This is a genomic window from Pseudomonas sp. TH21 (genome assembly GCF_016651025.1).
Classification (GTDB): Bacteria; Pseudomonadota; Gammaproteobacteria; order Pseudomonadales; family Pseudomonadaceae; genus Aquipseudomonas; species Aquipseudomonas aylmerensis.
Genome location: NZ_JAEKEQ010000001.1, coordinates 1,459,731 through 1,473,307 on the forward strand (window position 1 = coordinate 1,459,731; position 13,577 = coordinate 1,473,307).

The following is a 13,577-nucleotide window of genomic DNA, read 5'->3' on the forward strand; positions in this document are numbered from 1 at the left end:
AAGTGTCATTTACAAGCACAGCTCATCGCTTCCTGCATGGATTAACCGCGGAATATGTCTATCCGTTTGAAATTATTGAGAAAAAAACTTGGCGTAACCTTGGAGAGCCTGGCTGAAAAGTCCGGGATGACCAAGAGCTACCTGTCCAAGGTTGAGCGCGGCCTCAACACGCCGTCGATTGCCGCCGCGCTGAAACTGGCCAAGGCGCTGAACGTGAAGGTCGAAGAGCTGTTCAGCGAAGACAGCGTCAGCCTCGACAGCTACAGCCTGGTGCGCAGCCATGAACGGCCCGACACGGCGCCCGGTTACGCGGTGCTCGCCCATCAGGTCAGCGAACGCAGCCTGCTGCCCTTCATCATCTACCCGCCGGCGGAATTCACCGACAAGAGCTTCAAGGAGCACGTGGGGGAGGAGTTTCTGTTTGTGCATGAAGGCCAGGTCGAAGTGGATTTCATGACTGAGCGCGTGATCCTCGAGCGTGGCGATGCGCTGCACTTCAATGCGCAGAAGCCCCACCGCCTGCGCTCGGTGGGGCCGGTGCAGGCGCAATTGCTGGTGGTGGTGCACAGCGTGCAGGACTGACGTCACTTGGCTGTTGTGAACACGCTCATGGTGGACGCTGGCAAGCCAGCGCCTGTATTTGATCGAAGTCGCCCGGAAAGTCAGCGTTCGACCGGGACTGACAGCGCAGGATTGCCCAACGGATGGGTGCGCGCCGCAAAGAATTCCAGCGCCACGCCCGACCCATCAAACAGCTCAGAGTACCGCCGCTTCTGCTGGCGAATAAACCCGTCGCTACGGCCCGATACCGAGATTGCCAGCGTGGTCACCGGGGCTTGGCGAATCGCATCCACCAAGTGTTTATCCTGCGGCCCGAGGTCGTGGCCGAAGAGGCACAGCGCGCCTTCATGGGTCAGCAGTTGCTCATAGCAGAACGACAGGTAATCCGAGCTGCGGATGGTCTTGAGCTTCTCGTCTACCGTGCCTTCGCTGACGAACAGCGGCACATCGTCGAGGGTCTTGATCGTGTTATTGATCGCAAAACTGCTCAGCAGGGTGCTGTCGGTGGTCGGCAATTTGCGCGCGGTACCGTCGAGGTTGCGCACCAGGTGCAGGCCTCCGTGCAGGTACAGAATGCGCGTGGCCTCGGTGCGCGTGTTGCGCAGGTCGAAGCTTGAGTCGGCGCTGCGAAACAGGTCGTCGATGCCTGGCGTGTGCAGGATCGCCCAGTAGTTGAGCAAGTCGTAGTTACTGGTAAACACCGTGGTGTATTGCGCCAGCTCCGCGTTGATCGTCGCCAGCGTCGACGGCTGCACCAGGCGCCACGGAATGTGCACCGCGTGGATGGTATTGATCAGCGCTTCCTTGATCGCGTAGTAGCGATTGCGCGGTGCCGCCGAGCTGACTGCCAGGGCCTTGTTGACCCGGCTGGTGGTCTTCAGCGCGCCAAGGGCCTGTTCGAAGCTGCGGGTTTGCAGGGCGTCGAACACGCTGAGTTCGGACTGGCCCAGAGGTTTTTCTTCGACGGTGCGTGCGTTTTCGAACAGCGAGTCGTAGGCGAAGTCTTCCCAAATCGTACGGCTGGCGCCGTTGCCGATCAGAATCCCGCTGAAGGCAGTGCGGCTGCGCAGTGCGCTCCAGTCTTCAAGGTGGGCATCAATATCCTGGAAATCCTTCATTGCGGCGGGTCTACTCGAATTCGGCTGGACGGTGACTTTATCACGAGCCGGCGTTGATCCTGATCAAGATGCCGCAGGCGGGTGAAGTCGATGCTGTAGGCATAAACGTCATCCGAGGATTCGCCATGAGCAGCACCTTCTTCATTCCCGCCGTCAACATCATGGGCACCGATTGCCTCGACGAAGCCATGACCGCCATCCGCAACTACGGTTTTCGCAAGGCACTGATCGTCACCGACGCCGGCCTGGCCAAGGCGGGCGTGGCCAGCATGATCGCCGAGAAATTGGCGATGCAGGACATCGACTCGGTGATCTACGACGGCGCCAAGCCCAACCCCAATGTGGAAAACGTCGAGAACGGCCTGGCGCTGCTGCAACAGAGCGCCTGCGATTTCGTCGTGTCCCTCGGCGGCGGCTCGCCACATGACTGCGCCAAGGGCATCGCGCTGTGCGCCACCAACGGCGGGCATATCGGCGACTACGAAGGCGTCGACCGATCGAGCAAGCCGCAACTGCCGCTGGTGGCCATCAACACCACCGCCGGCACCGCCAGCGAGATGACCCGTTTCTGCATCATCACCGACGAAAGCCGCCACGTGAAAATGGCCATCGTCGACCGTAACGTCACGCCACTGCTGTCGGTCAACGACCCGGCGCTGATGGTCGGCATGCCCAAGGGCCTCACCGCCGCCACCGGCATGGACGCCCTGACTCACGCCATCGAAGCCTATGTGTCCACTGCTGCCACGCCGATCACCGACGCCTGCGCGATCAAGGCCATCGAGCTGATCAGCGCCAACCTGCGCCTGGCCGTACGCGACGGCAGCGACAAGGCCGCACGGGAAAACATGGCGTACGCTCAATTCCTCGCGGGCATGGCGTTCAACAACGCGTCCCTGGGTTTCGTGCACGCCATGGCCCACCAGTTGGGCGGCCTCTACGACCTGCCCCATGGCGTGTGTAACGCGGTGCTGTTGCCCCACGTGCAAAGCTTCAACGCCAGCGTCAGCGCCAAGCGCTTGAGCGACGTCGGCCGCGCGCTGGGAGCAGATGTCAAAGGCAGCACGGACGAAGAGGGCGCCCAGGCCGCCATCGCCGCGATTCGTGCGCTGTCCCTGGACGTCGAAATCCCCGCCGGGCTGCGCGAGCTGGGCGCCAAGTTGCAGGACATTCCGCTGTTGGCCACTAACGCGTTGAAGGACGCGTGCGGGCTGACCAACCCGCGCCGGGCGGATCAGCGTCAGATCGAGGAGATCTTTCGCAGCGCGTTCTGACGGGGCAGCCACAAGCTGCAAGCGTTAAGCTACAAGCTGTTAAGGTGTGAGGCTCGCACTGCATTCAACTTGAGCATGAAGCTTGCGGCTTGCCGCTGAGGTCCCCCTTATGAGAGTTCTGTTATTCGGTGCCACCGGCATGGTCGGCCAGGGCGTCCTGCGCGAGTGCCTGCTTGCCCCTGACGTGCAGGAAGTGGTTGCCGTCGGGCGCACGCCGCTGACCCAGGAGCATGGCAAGCTGCATCAGGTGTTGCACAGCGACATGCTGGATTTCCAGCCGTTGGAAAACTTGCTGCAAGGCTTTGACGCGTGCTTTTTCTGCCTCGGGGTGTCCTCGGCGGGCATGAATGAAACCCGCTACACCCACCTCACCTATGACCTCACCCTCGTTGCCGCCAGCACCCTGGCACGGCTCAATCCGCAGATGGCCTTCATTTACGTGTCCGGCGCCGGGACGGACAGTTCCGAGGCCGGCAAGTCGATGTGGGCGCGGGTCAAGGGCAAGACCGAGAATGCCTTGCTGCGCCTGCCGTTCAAGGCGGTTTACCTGTTCCGACCGGGGATCATCCAGCCGTTGCATGGGGTGCGCTCGAAGACGCCGTTGTATCAGGCGTTTTACTCCGTGCTCGGGCCGTTGCTGTCGTCTGTGCGTCGGCTCAAGCCGGGTTGGGTGGTCAGTACTGAAACTGTCGGCCGGGCCATGCTGGCGGCGGTGCGCCATGGCGCGCCACAGCCGGTGGTGGAGCAGGCCGAGATCAATCGCCTGGCGTCCGAGCGCGGCTGATGTTGCACAAGAGCCTGGTGCGCCGCCTGGACCTGATCACCCTGCAACTGTTCGTCGCGGTGTTCGAGGAGGGTACCCTGACCCGCGCCGCGGCCCGCGAAGCCATCGCGGTGTCGGCTGCCAGCAAGCGCCTGATGGAGTTGGAGCAGGTGCTCGGCGTGAGCCTGTTCGTGCGTCGGGCCAAGGGCATGGACCTGACCGCGGCCGGCGAGACCCTGTTGCACCATGCGCGGCAGATGCTGTTCAACGTGGAAAAAATGGGCCTGGAACTCGGTGAGCACAGCCACGGTGTGCGTGGTTACGTGCGGATGCTGGCCAATTTGTCGGCGATCATTGAGTTCCTTCCGGAAGACCTGCGCGATTTTTCCGAACTGCACCCCGAAGTCAAGACCGACCTTGAAGAGCGCCCCAGCAACGGCGTGGTCCAGGGCGTGCTGGATGGCGTCGCCGACCTGGGCATCTGCTCCAGCGATACCGACACCAAGGGCCTGCCCAGCGTGACCTATCGCCATGACAAACTGGTGGTGCTGATGCCGGCGGATCACGCGTTGGCGGCACGCGCATCCCTGGCTTTCGCCGACACCCTGGACAGCGACTACGTTGGCCTGCACGCCGCCAGCTCGATCAACATGCGCACCCACGCCGCCGCGCGCGAGGCCGGCAAAATGTTGCGCCTGCGCATCCATGTGCCGGGGTTTGATGCGATGTGCCGGATGGTCCAGGCCAATATGGGCATCGGCATCCTGCCGCAGAAGGCCTACGAACTGTTTGGCCGCGCCCTGGGATTGCACGCGGTGCCGCTGACCGATGCATGGTCGCACCGCAGCCTGATCCTAGTGGTGCGCGATGAAGCGCAGTTGTCGCCCGTCAGCCGCTTGCTGTTCGACTACCTCAGCGCGCCCCTGTAGGCGCCCGGCGTGCCGGCGATGGCGATCTCGACATCGCCGCAGGGCTCAAGCATCCGGTCGCCCACCAACGTTTTCGCGTTTCGCGAACGCTCCTTGCCAACTGACGGTTGGATTTTTCCTGCGCCTGTCCTCTAGCCTTGGCCGCACATTCCAAGAACAAGAGGTACACCCCATGACGGCTCCCCTGAGCGGTATCAAGGTGATCGAGATCGGTACGCTGATTGCCGCGCCGTTCGCCGCCCGGCTGCTGGGCGAATTCGGTGCCGAGGTGATCAAGATCGAAGCCATGGGCCAGGGCGATCCACTTCGCAAATGGCGAAAGCTGCACGAAGGCACATCGCTGTGGTGGTACCTGCAATCGCGCAACAAGAAATCCCTGGCGCTGGACCTCAAGTCCGCTGAAGGCCTGGGCCTGATCAAGCAGCTGCTGGGCGACGCCGACGTGCTGATCGAAAACCTGCGCCCCGGTGGCCTGGAAAAACTCGGCCTGGGCTGGGACGTGCTGCACGCGCTCAACCCCAAGCTGACCCTGGTGCGTATCTCCGGCTATGGCCAGACCGGCCCTTACCGCGACCGCCCAGGCTTTGGTGCGATCGGCGAGGCCATGGGCGGCATTCGCTACACCACCGGCAATCCGGATTCGCCACCGGCGCGCGTCGGCGTGAGCCTGGGTGACTCCCTTGCCTCGTTGCACGGTGTGATCGGCGCGCTGATGTCGCTGCTGCGGGTCAAGACCGGCCAGGGCGACGGGCAGATTGTCGATGTGTCCCTCGCCGAAAGCGTGTTCAACCTGATGGAAAGCCTGGTGCCGGAATACGACATGCTCGGCCACGTGCGAGAACGCAGTGGTGGCGCCTTGCCTGGCATTGCGCCGTCCAATACCTACCTGACCGCCGACGGTGCTTATGTGGTGATCGCCGGCAACAGTGACCCGATCTACAAGCGCCTGATGACCACCATCGGCCGCGTCGACCTGGCCGAAGCCCCTGAGTTTGCCCACAACGACGGCCGCGCGGCGAAGAGTGGATTGCTGGATGCCGCGATCACCCACTGGACCAGCAGCTTGCCCATCGACCAGGTGCTCAGCGCCCTGGAAGCTGCCGAAGTGCCGGCCGGGCGCATCTACTCGGTGGCGGATATCGTCAGCGACCCGCATTACCAGGCGCGCGATATGTTGCTCGATGCCGAGTTGCCTGGCGGTGTGTCGGTGAAGATGCCCGGCATCGTGCCCAAACTTTCCGAAACCCCCGGTGGCGTCAACTGGCAGGGTCCGGCCCTGGGCCAGCACACCGATGACATCCTTGGCAGCCTGGGCCTTACCGGCGCCGATATCCAACGCCTGAAAACCTCGGGAGTGGTGCAATGATCACTGACTATGGCGACCCGCTGATCGTGCAGGAAGTCTCCCCGCGCGATGGCCTGCAAATCGAACCGACCTGGGTCGAGACCGTCGACAAGATCGCGCTGATCGATCAGCTGTCGCTGGCCGGTTTTTCGCGTATCGAAGCCGGTTCGTTTGTGTCGCCCAAGGCCATCCCCGCGTTGCGCGACGGCGAGCAGGTGTTCCAGGGCATCGCGCGCAAACCCGGGGTGATCTATGTGGCGCTGATCCCCAACCTCAAGGGCGCCCAGCGCGCCGTCGAGTCGCGCGCCGATGAGTTGAACCTGGTGATGTCCGCCAGCCAGACCCACAACCTGGCGAATATGCGCATGCGCTGCGAGGCCTCGCTGGCAGCGTTCGGTGACATTGTGCGCTTTGCCGGCGATCACCCGGTGCGCCTCAATGGCAGCATCGCCACCACCTTCGGTTGCCCGTTCGAAGGCAAGATCGATGAAGACTGCGTGATACAGATTGTCGACGCGTATCAAGCCCTCGGCATCCAGGGCATCAGCCTGGCCGACACCACCGGCATGGCCAACCCTCGCCAGGTGGAACGCCTGGTCAAACGTGTGTTGCAGCGCGTGCCGGCGGGCGACCTGACCCTGCATTTCCACAACACCCGCGGCCTGGGCTTGTGCAATGTGCTGGCTGCCTACGAGGCCGGCGCCCGACGTTTTGATGCGGCGCTGGGTGGCCTTGGCGGCTGTCCGTTTGCGCCGGGGGCGTCGGGCAATATCTGCACCGAAGACCTGGTCAACCTGTGTGACGAGGTCGGCATTCACACCGGTATCGACCTGCCGCACCTGCTGTATATGTCCCGGCGCTTGCCGGCCTTGCTTGGCCATGAGTTGCCCGGCCAGGTGGCCAAGGCCGGGCGCAACAGCGACTTGCATCCGCCACCGGCCTACATCGCCACGCTGTAACGCCGCACCAGACAACAAAAACAATCGGACGCCTGTGAGCAGTCCGCTGGAGAGAAACCCATGAGCACTAATACGTTGGAGGCCGGCGCGCGCCCGGCCGCTGAAATCGATGCCGAAAAAGCCCTGGTCAGCAAGGTCGCCTGGCGCCTGATGCCGCTGATCATGGTGTGTTACCTGTTCGCGTTTTTTGACCGTATCAACATCAGCTTCGCCAAGTTTCAGCTGCAAACCGACCTGAGCCTCAGCGACACCGCCTACGGCCTGGGCGCCGGTTTGTTTGTGGTGGGCTATGTGATCTTTGAAGTGCCGAGCAACATGATGCTGTACAAGGTTGGCGCCCGGCGCTGGATCGCACGGATCATGATGTCCTGGGGCTTGGCCACGGCGGCGATGGTGTTTGTCACGGCCGAGTGGCAGTTCTATGGCCTGCGCTTCATCATCGGCGCGATGGAGGCGGGCTTCGCACCTGGCGTGTTGTACTACCTGACCCTGTGGTTCCCGCAGCATTTCCGTGGGCGCATCACCTCGATGCTGTTCCTGGCCTCGGCCTTCGCCGGCCTGGTGGGTGCACCGTTTTCCGGCCTGGTGCTCGAGCACCTCGACGGCGTACTGCAGATGCGCGGCTGGCACTGGCTGTTCCTGCTCGGCGGCTTGCCGTGCATCGGCCTGGGGTTCCTGGTGTTGACGTTGCTCAAGGACCGCATCGAGGACGCCCATTGGCTGACTTCTGCGGAAAAGGCCTTGCTGTCGAGCCGCATCGCCAAGCATGAGCCGAACACCCATGGCGGTTCACTGCTGTCGGCGATACGTATTCCGGGTTTCTTGATGCTCGGCTTTATCTACTTCCTGATCCAGGTGGCGTCCTACGGCCTCAACTTCTGGGCACCGCAATTAATCCGCAGCGCCGGCACCCAGAGCCCGGTAATGATTGGCCTGCTCACGGCCATCCCGTATGTGTGCGGTGCGATCAGCATGGTGGTGATCGGGCGTCTGTCGGATGCCACCGGCGAGCGCCGCAAGTTTGTCTGCGGCCTGGTGGTACTCGGCGCGGTGGGCTTCTTCAGTGCCGGGATCTTTGCCGACCACACGACGTTCCTGATCATCGCCCTGGGCATGTTGGGCGCGGGCATCATCGCCTCGATCCCGACCTTCTGGACGCTGCCTCCCAAGCTATTGGCCGGCGCCGGTGCGGGCGCTGCGGGTGGGATCGCGGTGATCAACACCCTCGGGCAGTTCGGTGGGATCGTCAGCCCGGTAATGGTAGGGCGGATCAAGGACCTGACCGGCAGCACCACCCCGGCGCTCTACGTGATCGGGGTGTGCGCGCTGTTGGCCGCGGCGCTGCTGCTGTGGGGCCTGCCGCAGAAACTGCGCACCCTCGACAAAGGCTGATCAGCCCGCCGTCGCCAAGGCCCGGGCCGGCGTGGCGCTGAACTGAATCAACGCCACGCCGCCGATCAACAGCAACGCCCCCAACACGCGGGGCGTTGTCAGTTGGCGCTCCACCAGGCCGAACAGGCCGAAATGGTCGAGCAGCAGCGAGGCAAGAATCTGCCCGGCCATGGCCAACGCAATAAACCCCGACGCGCCCAGCTTGGGCAGCAGCATCAACGCCAGGGAAATAAAACACACCCCGAATGCGCCGCCGGCCCACATCCACAACGGCGCCTTGCTGATGAATGCAAGGCTTGGCAACGGCAGGCGCAGCGCGATGATGACCGGCAGCAGCACGATAATGCTCACCAGCAACGAGGCGAGCGTGGCCCAGAGCGGGTGGCCAAGCCCGCGCCCGAGGTTGGCGTTGATCGCGCTTTGAAACGGCACCACCGCGCCGGCAATCACCGCCAACGCCAATAATCCCAGCCAGTGCAACGTGGTCATGGTGAATCTCCCAGAGGTTTTGCTGGACTCTAGGCTATTCGTCGCGCAAATTTAAATTCCAAATTCTAATGTCAGGCATGCAGCTTATGAATGATCTGCGCCGCATCGACCTTAACCTGCTGGTGATCCTCGACGCCTTGCTCAGTGAGCAACACGTCACGCGGGCCGCCGAGCGCCTGCACCTGAGCCAGCCCGCCGTCAGCCATGCGCTCGCGCGTCTGCGTGACCTGCTGGGCGACCCGTTGCTGGTGCGCCAGGGCGGCAGCCTGGTACCCACCGCCCGCGCCCTGGAGTTGGCGGCACCGCTGGCTGAAGCATTGGCGCAGGTGCAGGCACTGCTGGCGCCGAATCGCTTCGACCCGGCCTCGGCCAAGCGGCGTTTTCGGCTGGCGATGTCGGACTACAGCGCGGCGATATTCCTGCCCGGGCTGGTGCGCACCCTGCGCCGTGAAGCGCCGGGCATCGACCTGCAAATCATCCAGGCCAGCCGTGAAGGCATGGTCGACGGCGTGCTCAACGGCGACCTCGACCTGGCCGCTGGCGTGTTCCCTGACATGCCCGCCGAACTGCGCACTACGCCATTGTTCGACGAGCACTACACCTGCCTGGTGGACCGCGCCAGCCTGCCGGAAGGCGGCGTGCTGGACCTGCCCACCTACCTGTCGCGGCCCCATGTCCTGCTGGAGATGCGCGGCAGCGGTACGCCGGAAATCGAGCGCGCGCTGACGGCGATTCGTGAGCGCCGACATGTGGCGATCAGCCTGCCGCACTGGGGCGTGGCGCCGCAGTTGATCCAGGGCACGGACCTGATCCTGACCGTCTCATCCCGAGGCTTGCTGAACATCGATCATCAGCACTTGGTGGCCATGCCGCCGCCGTTTCATATTCCCTCGTTTGCGTTCGAGCTGGCGTGGCACACGCGTCGCGGTGGCGATTCGGGGTTGCAGTGGTTGAAAGAGCAACTGCAGGGTGTATTGTCCGTAGGCCCCCGCTAACAGGAAACACACATGCTTTCAGGCCTCAACCACCTGACCCTGGCCGTCACCGATCTGGAGCGCAGCGTGCGCTTCTACCATGAGCGGCTGCACCTGAAACTTGACGCCACCTGGGACACCGGTGCCTACCTCTCTTTGCCGGGCCTGTGGCTCTGCCTATCGCTGGACCCTCTTCGCGAGTCCATGCCGGCGGCGGATTACACCCACTACGCGTTTACCGTCGAAGCGGCTGATTTCACCGCGCTGGTTGCGCAGCTGCGCGCCGTCGGCGTTCAAGAGTGGCGCGACAATCGCAGTGAAGGAGCTTCGTTCTACTTCCTCGATCCCGATGGCCACAAACTCGAAGCCCATGTCGGCGACCTGGCCTCGCGTCTTGAGGCCTGTCGCAACAAGCCCTATGCCGGGATGAAGTTTTACTCCTAGCGCACATCCACCACACCTTTCCACCGTATGTCAGAGTCTTGCCCATGACCCCATCCTTGCTGTTTGCCGTCCTCGCCTCGGGTTTCATCTACGGTATTACGCCTGGGCCGGGCGTGCTGGCCGTGTTCGGCATCGGCGCCGCCCGTGGCCGACGTGCCGGAGCGGGTTTTCTGTGCGGGCACTTGCTCGGCGACGTGGTGTGGTGCAGCACCGCGCTGATCGCGATTGTGGGCGCGCGCGAAGTCGGCAGCCGTGCATTTGATGTACTGGGTGTGCTCAGCGGGTTGTACCTGTTCTGGCTTGGCTGGCGCGCGATCCGCACCCAGCGCCGCAGCAGTGATGCGCCCCAGGGCGCCGCGCGGCATCCGTTCTGGCACGGCGTCCTGTTCGGCCTGACCAACCCCAAGGCCTACCCGGTGGCCGTGGCGACGTTTACTGCGTTGCTGTCCAGCCGTGCCGAACTGCTGACCTGGGCGATGCTGCCTTCGTTGATCCTTCTGAGCTTTGTCGGCGGCCTGCTGGCCTACGCGATCCTGATCGGCGTGGTCGGTGCCCAGCGGGTGCGTACCGTGTATCAGCGGCATGAAATCCTGATCACCCGACTCTGTGGCGTGATGTTCATCGGCTTTGCCATCAACGCCCTGGCGCATGCGTTGCCAGGGCTGTTTGGCAGCAAACCGGCCTGAGGCGGCAGCGACCGTTCGTCGTACTGGCGAGTTTTTTCTAAACCTTTGCCGCCGTAAAAATTCGAATTCAGGGCGGGGTGTAGTCCCCGCACCCATTTTTGCCCTGGAGGAACCCATCATGAGCCGCATGGCTATCCGGTTACGCACCGCCAGTTTCGCGATGCTGCTGGGCCTCGGCGCCAGCAATGCTTTCGCCCAGTCGCCTGCTGAATTCATCGAGCAGGCTTCGGCCAAAGGTATGGCCGATATCGAAACCAGTCGCATGGCCCACGCCAAGACCTCGTCCCAGGAAATCAAGGACTACACCATCGAGGTGATCAACGAGCGCACCCTGGCCAACCAGCATCTGGCCGCCATTGCCAAGAAGCTCGACCTGCCGGTGGCGCCGCGCGAGAAGATCGTCGACAAGGCCGAGACCTTGATGCCTGAACTCAAGGACGGCGACTCGTTCGACGCCGCCTACACCGCCCAGCAGGTCAAGGAAAACGAAGACGCCATCGCCCTGTTCAAACAGGAAGGCGCAGCGTCGGATGTGCCGGAAATCAAGGCATTGGTGGATGAGACGCTGCCCAAGTTGGAAGAGCGCCTGCAAAAAGCCCGTGCCCTGGCATCGACCTACGGTAAAGGTCATCAAGGCGACGGCTGAAACTCTCGCCAGTAGCAAAAACGGCGGTTGGAGCACATCCAACCGCCGTTTTTTTATGCCTGGTTCAAATCGGTTTTATTTGGCACCGCATCGTCGACGGCTTCGCCGCAACTGCTATTGAGCGTGACGCTGCCGGAGGCGCCGATGCTGCGGTATTCCTTGCGCAGTTTTTCCAGCTCCTTGCGGTCCAGCCCGTCCAGGCTCAGCACCGCGTTCTGCGCATCCTTGGACACACGCAGCAGTTCGTCGATCTTGATATGCAGGATGTCGTTGTCGCGGTTTTGCGTGTTCTGGATCAGAAACACCATCAGGAAGGTGATGATGGTGGTCGAGGTGTTGATGATCAGTTGCCAGGTGTCGTTGTAGTGGAAGTAGGGTCCGCTCAGGCTCCACAGGAAAATCAACGCGACGGCCGCGTAAAACGTCCGGGCACTGCCTGCCCAGCGGGACAGAGATTGGGAGACTGCGGAGAATTTCATGACCGTTTTCCTCAAGGGTGGGTGATGAAAATACTGACCGCAGGGATGCTCTGAAATTTCTTTTTACAATTGCTGGGCGTGACCGAAGGTATGCGCTTTTTTTACAAGTGTTTAGGAGGGGGCCTACGCCGCCCCTGCCGTGATGGGCGCGAGACTGGATTTTTATCCGGATATTGCTCATGCACGCTGACGTCGCCTGTGACCTGCCCATGCTTTACCACCGAACCGAGGACCACTATTTTGCCGCGACATGCTCGCTGCATCGCCGCCACAACGCCTGTATCAACGCTTATCTGACCGACGAAGCGCTGGACCCCTTTAACCTGTTATTCATCCGGGTAGGAAGTGGCCCCCTGGGCGACGCGGTGGCCGCGATGCTGGACGTGATTCGCGGTACAACGCTGGATATACGCGTGGTGATCCATGAGGAAAAGGTCGAGGGGTTGCGTGACGTACTCACGGAGCTGGGCTTCCAGGCGGCTGAAGTTACCACCGCGATGGTGCTCGAACAGTCGCACCTTGTTCCGCCGACGAGCGACAGCGCCGTGCAGATCAGCCTGACGCAGCACCTGGATGACTGGGCAGCTCCGCTCGGCAATGCGTTTTCGATGCTGCCCGAAGGCCTCGCGCGCTATCAGGCCCGGCACGAACGGGCGCTTGAGGCGGGTGAGGCGCTTTACCACTTCATCTTGTCCAGCGAAGGGCAGGTGAGGTCTTCGTTAACGTTGTCGATGTGTGACGGGGAAGCGCGGCTGAATGATGTCGGCACGCTCATGGACTCTCGCGGACGAGGCTACGCCACCCAATTGATTCAAGCGGCCTTGCGTCACGCTACGAGCCTGGGCGCCGAACGGTGTTTTCTCGAAGCATCGACGCAGGGCCTAGCGCTGTATCGAACGTTGCGCTTCACGCGCTTATTCGACTACCAGTCGTTTGTTCGTGGCCCTCTCGCCGCGCCATCATCAGAAGGCCATTTTGACTTGCCCGCGATCCTCGAGCCGTAACAGATACTGCTTGGCCTCAAGCCCACCGGCAAAGCCGGTCAGCCCGCCTGACGCGCCAATGACGCGATGGCACGGTGCGATGATCGAGATGGGGTTACGACCATTGGCCGCCCCCACGGCACGCACGGCCTTGGGGTTGCCGATCTGTTGGGCGATCTGGCTGTAGCTGCGCGTTTCGCCGAAGGGGATGGTCAGCAGTGCCTGCCAGACCTGCCTCTGAAATTCAGTGCCGGCAAAGTCCAGCTCCAACTCGAATTGATGGCGCGTACCGGCGAAATATTCCGCCAGTTGACGCTTGGTTTCCAACAGCACCGGGCTGTCATTGGCTTCGTGCAAGGCGCCCAGGCGCACACGGTTGGCGCGCTCGCACTCCCACAGAATGGCACTGAGTTTGCCGTCGCGCGCCACCAGGGTGAGGACGCCGACAGGGGAGGGCATGAGGGTGTATTCGTAAGCCATGATCGAGCTCCTGGGTGGGCGGGTATGGGTTCAAACTAGCGCAGCCCGCGCCACT

General features: G+C 62.6%; 16 protein-coding genes. 12 read left to right on the forward strand and 4 right to left on the reverse strand.

Going from position 1 to position 13,577, the window contains the following annotated elements; all coding sequences use genetic code 11:
• The first annotated feature begins 54 nt into the window (after positions 1-54).
• Positions 55-582 carry a helix-turn-helix domain-containing protein gene (locus JFU04_RS06445; protein ID WP_201143690.1) on the forward strand — a complete coding sequence of 176 codons (528 nt, stop codon included), beginning with the start codon at positions 55-57 and terminating at the stop codon, positions 580-582.
• A gap of 80 nt (positions 583-662) precedes the next feature.
• Here JFU04_RS06445 and JFU04_RS06450 read toward each other — a convergent pair whose 3' ends face one another.
• Positions 663-1,679 (reverse strand): DUF4917 family protein, encoded by a 1,017-nt coding sequence (locus JFU04_RS06450; protein WP_065899447.1) that lies wholly within the window; start codon positions 1,677-1,679, stop codon positions 663-665.
• Between the two features lie 125 nt (positions 1,680-1,804).
• Between JFU04_RS06450 and yiaY the strand changes: the two genes are divergently transcribed.
• The 6 genes from yiaY (at position 1,805) to JFU04_RS06480 (ending at position 8,341) form a co-directional block, all read left to right on the forward strand.
• On the forward strand, positions 1,805-2,953 hold the full coding sequence (gene yiaY, locus JFU04_RS06455) for an L-threonine dehydrogenase (protein WP_201143691.1): 1,149 nt from the start codon (positions 1,805-1,807) through the stop codon (positions 2,951-2,953).
• A 109-nt stretch (positions 2,954-3,062) separates the two neighbouring features.
• Positions 3,063-3,737, forward strand: a complete 675-nt coding sequence (locus tag JFU04_RS06460) for an NAD(P)H-binding protein (protein ID WP_201143692.1) — start codon at positions 3,063-3,065, stop codon at positions 3,735-3,737.
• Complete coding sequence (locus JFU04_RS06465) at positions 3,737-4,645, forward strand: LysR family transcriptional regulator (protein ID WP_120447824.1); 909 nt, start codon at positions 3,737-3,739, stop codon at positions 4,643-4,645. Before JFU04_RS06460 ends, JFU04_RS06465 begins: the two co-directional genes overlap by 1 nt.
• A 172-nt stretch (positions 4,646-4,817) precedes the next feature.
• Positions 4,818-6,011 (forward strand): CaiB/BaiF CoA transferase family protein, encoded by a 1,194-nt coding sequence (locus JFU04_RS06470; protein WP_120447825.1) that lies wholly within the window; start codon positions 4,818-4,820, stop codon positions 6,009-6,011.
• Entirely contained in the window at positions 6,008-6,949 is a 942-nt protein-coding gene (locus JFU04_RS06475; protein WP_201143693.1) for a hydroxymethylglutaryl-CoA lyase, read from the forward strand. The genes JFU04_RS06470 and JFU04_RS06475 overlap by 4 nt, the downstream gene beginning before the upstream one ends.
• A gap of 60 nt (positions 6,950-7,009) precedes the next feature.
• Positions 7,010-8,341: an MFS transporter gene (locus tag JFU04_RS06480; RefSeq protein WP_065899441.1), complete on the forward strand. Its 1,332-nt coding sequence runs from the start codon at positions 7,010-7,012 to the stop codon at positions 8,339-8,341.
• On the opposite strand, the gene JFU04_RS06485 is transcribed toward JFU04_RS06480, so the two are convergent.
• Complete coding sequence (locus JFU04_RS06485; RefSeq protein ID WP_065899440.1) at positions 8,342-8,830, reverse strand: DMT family transporter; 489 nt, start codon at positions 8,828-8,830, stop codon at positions 8,342-8,344.
• A gap of 77 nt (positions 8,831-8,907) precedes the next feature.
• Between JFU04_RS06485 and JFU04_RS06490 the strand changes: the two genes are divergently transcribed.
• From JFU04_RS06490 to JFU04_RS06505, 4 genes are all read left to right on the forward strand, one after another.
• The gene (locus JFU04_RS06490) at positions 8,908-9,825 is read left to right on the forward strand and encodes a LysR family transcriptional regulator (RefSeq protein WP_242485882.1); all 918 of its coding nucleotides are present in this window, start codon (positions 8,908-8,910) and stop codon (positions 9,823-9,825) included.
• 12 nt (positions 9,826-9,837) lie between these two features.
• Positions 9,838-10,248, forward strand: coding sequence for a fosfomycin resistance glutathione transferase (fos, locus tag JFU04_RS06495; RefSeq protein WP_106804882.1), 411 nt, complete (start codon positions 9,838-9,840; stop codon positions 10,246-10,248).
• Between the two features lie 44 nt (positions 10,249-10,292).
• Positions 10,293-10,934 (forward strand): LysE family translocator, encoded by a 642-nt coding sequence (locus JFU04_RS06500; protein ID WP_201143695.1) that lies wholly within the window; start codon positions 10,293-10,295, stop codon positions 10,932-10,934.
• Between the two features lie 118 nt (positions 10,935-11,052).
• Complete coding sequence (locus JFU04_RS06505) at positions 11,053-11,580, forward strand: DUF4142 domain-containing protein (protein WP_016975135.1); 528 nt, start codon at positions 11,053-11,055, stop codon at positions 11,578-11,580.
• Positions 11,581-11,633: 53 nt separating this feature from the next.
• On the opposite strand, the gene JFU04_RS06510 is transcribed toward JFU04_RS06505, so the two are convergent.
• Positions 11,634-12,059, reverse strand: coding sequence for a low affinity iron permease family protein (locus JFU04_RS06510; RefSeq protein ID WP_201143696.1), 426 nt, complete (start codon positions 12,057-12,059; stop codon positions 11,634-11,636).
• Between the two features lie 179 nt (positions 12,060-12,238).
• On the opposite strand from JFU04_RS06510, the gene JFU04_RS06515 reads away from it, so the two are divergent.
• Positions 12,239-13,063: a GNAT family N-acetyltransferase gene (locus JFU04_RS06515; RefSeq protein ID WP_201143697.1), complete on the forward strand. Its 825-nt coding sequence runs from the start codon at positions 12,239-12,241 to the stop codon at positions 13,061-13,063.
• On the opposite strand, the gene JFU04_RS06520 is transcribed toward JFU04_RS06515, so the two are convergent.
• Positions 13,022-13,522: a methylated-DNA--[protein]-cysteine S-methyltransferase gene (locus JFU04_RS06520; RefSeq protein ID WP_065899434.1), complete on the reverse strand. Its 501-nt coding sequence runs from the start codon at positions 13,520-13,522 to the stop codon at positions 13,022-13,024. The genes JFU04_RS06515 and JFU04_RS06520 overlap by 42 nt on opposite strands.
• Between the last annotated feature and the right edge of the window lie 55 nt (positions 13,523-13,577).

Bases quoted from the DNA above. Each gene is read 5' to 3' on its own strand.
- JFU04_RS06445 (WP_201143690.1), top strand. From the start codon at position 55: ATGTCTATCCGTTTGAAATTATTGAGAAAAAAACTTGGCGTAACCTTG.
- JFU04_RS06450 (WP_065899447.1), bottom strand. From the start codon at position 1,679: ATGAAGGATTTCCAGGATATTGATGCCCACCTTGAAGACTGGAGCGCA.
- yiaY (WP_201143691.1), top strand. From the start codon at position 1,805: ATGAGCAGCACCTTCTTCATTCCCGCCGTCAACATCATGGGCACCGAT.
- JFU04_RS06460 (WP_201143692.1), top strand. From the start codon at position 3,063: ATGAGAGTTCTGTTATTCGGTGCCACCGGCATGGTCGGCCAGGGCGTC.
- JFU04_RS06465 (WP_120447824.1), top strand. From the start codon at position 3,737: ATGTTGCACAAGAGCCTGGTGCGCCGCCTGGACCTGATCACCCTGCAA.
- JFU04_RS06470 (WP_120447825.1), top strand. From the start codon at position 4,818: ATGACGGCTCCCCTGAGCGGTATCAAGGTGATCGAGATCGGTACGCTG.
- JFU04_RS06475 (WP_201143693.1), top strand. From the start codon at position 6,008: ATGATCACTGACTATGGCGACCCGCTGATCGTGCAGGAAGTCTCCCCG.
- JFU04_RS06480 (WP_065899441.1), top strand. From the start codon at position 7,010: ATGAGCACTAATACGTTGGAGGCCGGCGCGCGCCCGGCCGCTGAAATC.
- JFU04_RS06485 (WP_065899440.1), bottom strand. From the start codon at position 8,830: ATGACCACGTTGCACTGGCTGGGATTATTGGCGTTGGCGGTGATTGCC.
- JFU04_RS06490 (WP_242485882.1), top strand. From the start codon at position 8,908: ATGCAGCTTATGAATGATCTGCGCCGCATCGACCTTAACCTGCTGGTG.
- fos (WP_106804882.1), top strand. From the start codon at position 9,838: ATGCTTTCAGGCCTCAACCACCTGACCCTGGCCGTCACCGATCTGGAG.
- JFU04_RS06500 (WP_201143695.1), top strand. From the start codon at position 10,293: ATGACCCCATCCTTGCTGTTTGCCGTCCTCGCCTCGGGTTTCATCTAC.
- JFU04_RS06505 (WP_016975135.1), top strand. From the start codon at position 11,053: ATGAGCCGCATGGCTATCCGGTTACGCACCGCCAGTTTCGCGATGCTG.
- JFU04_RS06510 (WP_201143696.1), bottom strand. From the start codon at position 12,059: ATGAAATTCTCCGCAGTCTCCCAATCTCTGTCCCGCTGGGCAGGCAGT.
- JFU04_RS06515 (WP_201143697.1), top strand. From the start codon at position 12,239: ATGCACGCTGACGTCGCCTGTGACCTGCCCATGCTTTACCACCGAACC.
- JFU04_RS06520 (WP_065899434.1), bottom strand. From the start codon at position 13,522: ATGGCTTACGAATACACCCTCATGCCCTCCCCTGTCGGCGTCCTCACC.